This window comes from Formosa algae (genome assembly GCF_001439665.1).
In the GTDB taxonomy this organism is placed as follows: domain Bacteria; phylum Bacteroidota; class Bacteroidia; order Flavobacteriales; family Flavobacteriaceae; genus Formosa; species Formosa algae.
This window is the reverse complement of sequence record NZ_LMAK01000005.1, coordinates 1-4321: the sequence shown is the minus strand read 5'-3', so window position 1 is coordinate 4321 and position 4321 is coordinate 1. Positions and strand designations below refer to the sequence as shown.

The 4321-nt window shown below is 29.3% G+C and carries 5 protein-coding genes; all 5 read left to right on the top strand.

Annotated features, from left to right (window positions below):
- Positions 1 to 55: 55 nt before the first annotated feature.
- The 5 genes from AST99_RS01425 to AST99_RS01400 all read left to right on the top strand — a co-directional run bounded on the left by AST99_RS01425 (position 56) and on the right by AST99_RS01400 (position 4247).
- On the top strand, positions 56 to 622 hold the full coding sequence (locus AST99_RS01425) for a hypothetical protein (RefSeq protein ID WP_057778379.1): 567 nt from the start codon (positions 56 to 58) through the stop codon (positions 620 to 622).
- A 539-nt stretch (positions 623 to 1161) separates the two neighbouring features.
- On the top strand, positions 1162 to 1647 hold the full coding sequence (locus AST99_RS01415) for a hypothetical protein (RefSeq protein WP_057778375.1): 486 nt from the start codon (positions 1162 to 1164) through the stop codon (positions 1645 to 1647).
- A gap of 36 nt (positions 1648 to 1683) precedes the next feature.
- The gene (locus AST99_RS01410; RefSeq protein ID WP_057778373.1) at positions 1684 to 2220 is read left to right on the top strand and encodes a Riean_0653 family protein; all 537 of its coding nucleotides are present in this window, start codon (positions 1684 to 1686) and stop codon (positions 2218 to 2220) included.
- 229 nt (positions 2221 to 2449) lie between these two features.
- A complete protein-coding gene (locus tag AST99_RS01405) occupies positions 2450 to 3670 on the top strand; it encodes a retropepsin-like aspartic protease (protein ID WP_057778371.1) in 1221 nt (406 codons plus the stop codon).
- Between the two features lie 136 nt (positions 3671 to 3806).
- Positions 3807 to 4247: a hypothetical protein gene (locus AST99_RS01400; RefSeq protein ID WP_057778369.1), complete on the top strand. Its 441-nt coding sequence runs from the start codon at positions 3807 to 3809 to the stop codon at positions 4245 to 4247.
- The last annotated feature ends 74 nt before the right edge of the window (positions 4248 to 4321 follow it).

Genomic DNA, 4321 nt, shown 5'->3' with positions numbered 1-4321 from the left:
GCTAACTTAAGATACACAAACTCGTTCTACACCATTTAAAAAAATCGAGAATAAATTGAAATTAGGAGAAATATATAAAACTGAATTTGACGAACGAGTATTTCGAATAATTGGATTGGATAATTATGAAGTTTTTTACGATTGTCTTTCGAATGAAAATAAATGGACTTTCTCTGGAAATTTTAAACGCAAAAGTATATTTTTAAGAATGCGAACTGAATTATTTAAAGTAAAGTCGGAATTAATAAAACTTGAAGAATTTACTCAAAAGGAAGCTGAATATTTTAGAGCGGATTTACCAATGAGGTTTGGCAGAATTAAAAACTTAAACTGGGAATCAGCAGTAAAATCGGAGTTGAATAAATATCAGAATGAATTTTCACAGCGGAAAGTAAATACTGAAAAAATAATTTTGATTCCTTCCGGAGCAAAAGGTGGATTTTTAAAAGGAGAATTAATAGAGAGTAATTCAATTCTTACGGAATTTGAAATCATTCAAAAAGCATCTGAATTACAGAAATTAAGTAGTAACGGAATTGGATTTTACAGAATGGGTTGTCAAAAAGGAATTCCAACTTATTTAATTGGAGAATATTTAGATAAAGCAGGAATAATGAAATAAAAACGGTGTAGAACACCGTATATAATTTATTGCTGGCTTCTTGCCTACTTGCGAAAGTCCTCGCGGACTTTCTTGGTCGGTAATTATTTACTAAATTAGTTGCTTGAAACACGCAACAAACCATATACAACAACGTTGTAAGCAAGCTGAAAAAACCCAAAACTATTAAAAATATTGGAGCAATTATTATCTAAACAAGACATAAAAGAAATATTAGAAAATAATAAGAACAATCCTGTTTTTAAATATTATGGTGTTCGGCTAATGTCAACAGCGAAGCATTCTTATAAAGATGTTATAGCTGTTTCGGAAAAAAATAATCTGATATTAATAAAAGGAAATGAGGACACTGGAAATATACACATTAGTGAAAGGCATAATTTCTGGTCAACTAAAAATTATATTGTCGAAAACCTAAAGGTGAAATCGTATTTCAAGACCAAAGTCGATTCCCAAAAGATGTCCCTCCAATTGAATTCATAAAAATTGCAGACGAAATTTACTCAAAAGAAAATTTTGTAAAGGACAACCCTCATCCTATGGCAGAATCATTCGATTTGTACATAGGCGAATATTTATTTGACAAATTAAAGAAAGTGAAACTACTGTTATATAAAGAAACTAAAATAATTCACTCTTTGTTTTTATCAAGTTCTTCCTATAACAAAAAAAGCGTAAATAAGTTTCCATTTTCTAGAGGAACTGTTGAATTCAAAATTGATTCATTGAAAAAAATAAATGAAACTTTTATTCCTTATTACGATACAAAACCACAAATGAGATATGGAATTGTATTTGAAAAACATAATTCAGAAGATTTGGAAAAAATTCTGATTCTGATTTTTAATCCTAACAATTATAGTTATTATCATAGTAGAATAATTGGAGAACGTAAAATGATAAAGTTCAAAACAAAAAAACATGAAGAAGTATCATATCAACATGGAGATTTAAGAGCAATTGAAAAAGTAATGTTGGAAATTGACAATGATATAAAGTCTGGAGATATTAAATTAGAAAATTAATAGCCAGCTTACAACACCGTATAAAAAAAGCATACTATGAAAAAAAAATTGATTTTTATTTTATCAATATTAATTTTCATATCCTGTGATACAGCTTCAGTTGATTTGGACGATGAGAATTATGTGTTTGACGGAAGAGGAGGCGTGAAATGTAAAGTTAATGACAACCTATTAAAACCATCTGTAGTAACAAGTCCTGGAGCTAGGTCGGTATGGTTTAGTTTGGCTGAATATGATGATTTAAATCGTATGTACCTTTCGTTTAGTAATAGAGGTCAGTCACCAGATTTCATTGACCAATTTGTAACAATAGAAATTACTGGAATAAGCACAACAACTTCAATGGTTGGTAATATTTATAATCTTGGTGATGAACCAAATCAAGGAGAATATAGTATTGATACCGCCAGCTCTGTTTACAAAACAAACGAAATTTATTTTGGAACTTTGGAAATTCTATATCACGACATTGATAACTTTATTTTGGGCGGTCGTTTCGAGTTTGACGCAGTAAATGAAGATGGAGAAATTATAGAAATAAGAGAAGGGGAATTTGACTTAAAATATTTATAAAAAACGATTTGCCAACACCGTGTAAAAAACATTGCTTATTTTAGTTCAACCGTTTGGTCGTTGCTTTGTTTGCTAGCATCTGATTTTCCTTCGGAAAATCCTCGCACTCAAACACGCAATGTTCCTTACAGATAAACGTTACCACACATTTGATAAAAATCCGTAATCAGGCAAACATTTCACAAAATTTACATCTTTTGCGATAGAACAAAAGAAACAAATATAAAAAATGACAAATCTTAAAACTTATATTTTAATATTATTTCTTTCAGTATTTACTATAAACGTTAACTCCCAAGATGAACAAGCTGAAAAAATGATGGAATGGGCTAATCAAGGTGCAGTTACGAACATAACTTACAATTCAGAAATTCCTTTTCGATATGTAGATGGATATATTTTTGTAGATATCGTTCAAAACGATAAAACATATAATTTTCTTTTTGATACAGGTGCCGAAGCAACAGTAATAGATAAGTCTATTATAGATGAGTTTGAATATAAACCATTTTCTAAATCAACTATTTCTGGTCCTTTAATTACAACTGAAGATGTTACAACAATTACGCTTTCAAGCATTTATATTTCAGGTGTAGAATTTACCGATATAGGAGCTGTTTCACTAGATATAAAATTTGATGATGTGAAATTCTGTAATCAATTAGACGGAGTAATAGGTAGTACTTTAATGAAAAAAACAAAATGGCAAATAGATTATGAAAAACAAATTATTCGCTTATCAGATGATATTTCAAACTTACTCTCTACGCAACCAGAATATTCGCTAAATCTTAATCTTCCTTCTTGGGGTTGGGGAACAGAAACATTAGAACTAAACATAGATGGTTATGTTTCACAATTTAATTTTGATACTGGTAATGGACGTGAGAAAATAGTTTTGAAACCAAGTGAATTAAATAACTTTATTGTAGAAGACAAAAATTCAATTATAGAATACGGATTTAGCAAATCAGCTTTAGATTATAAATTACTTGCTAAAAGTATAAGTATTGGCGATTTAAAACTAAATAATCAAACTATAAGTTTTCAAAGAGAAGTTGGCAACTTGCAACTTTTAGGAAATCTTTTTCTTGAAAATTTTTTAGTCACAGTTGATTGGGAAAAACATCAATTATTTTTAGAACCTATAAAAAATGTAGGTTCTGATACATTCATAGGATTTGAACTGAATTTCAAACCAAACTTTGAAACCAACAAAATAGAAATAGCGACAGGATTAAGAGCTTTTACAAAAAAAAATAAAATAAGAAATGGAGCTTTTCTTTTAAAAGTTAATGAGACCGATGTTTCCAATTTTTCACACCAAGAATTCTGTGATTTTTGGAATATAAAATGGTCTAAAATAACACATGTAGAAAAATTAAACCTTATTATTTCACAAAATGGAAAGTCTAAAGAAATTGTTGTAACTAAAAAGAATTTGATTTAAAAAACGTGTGGTAACACCGTATAGAATTAATTGCTTGGTTCTTGTCTACTTGTGAAAGTTTGCTAAATTAGTTGCTAAACCACGCAACGAAATCATACACAAACCGTGGTATCACATTTGATAAAAACCTGAATCAATGAGAAAAATTAGAGTAGAACGAAATTCTGAATGGAATAATAAAGCTCGTGCAATCGGAATTTATATTGATGGAGAAAAAGTCGGAACAATAAATGACGGGGAAACTCAAGAGTATGAATTAGAAAACGGAAAACACGAGATTTTTGCAAAAATAGATTGGTGTAGTAGTCCAAAAATTGAGCTGAATATAGCCCAAAATGAGAGTAAAACTATAAAGTTAAGCGGATTTAAATATTCTAAATGGATTTTTCCAGCTTTACTTGGAATTATGCTGTTCTATTATCTTGGAAACTATGCTCTGAATATTGACTTGAACTTTTTGATTTGGATTTTTGGAATTGGATTTTTGTACCCACTTTATTATATAACATTTGGAAAAAATAGATATCTGATATTTACTGAAAAAGAAGATAAAAACGTGCTAAAACAAACTATATAATTTATTCTAGTTCTAGCCTACTCACGAAAATCCTATCGGATTTTATATTCTGTTTTTATTTGCTAACTTTAGTG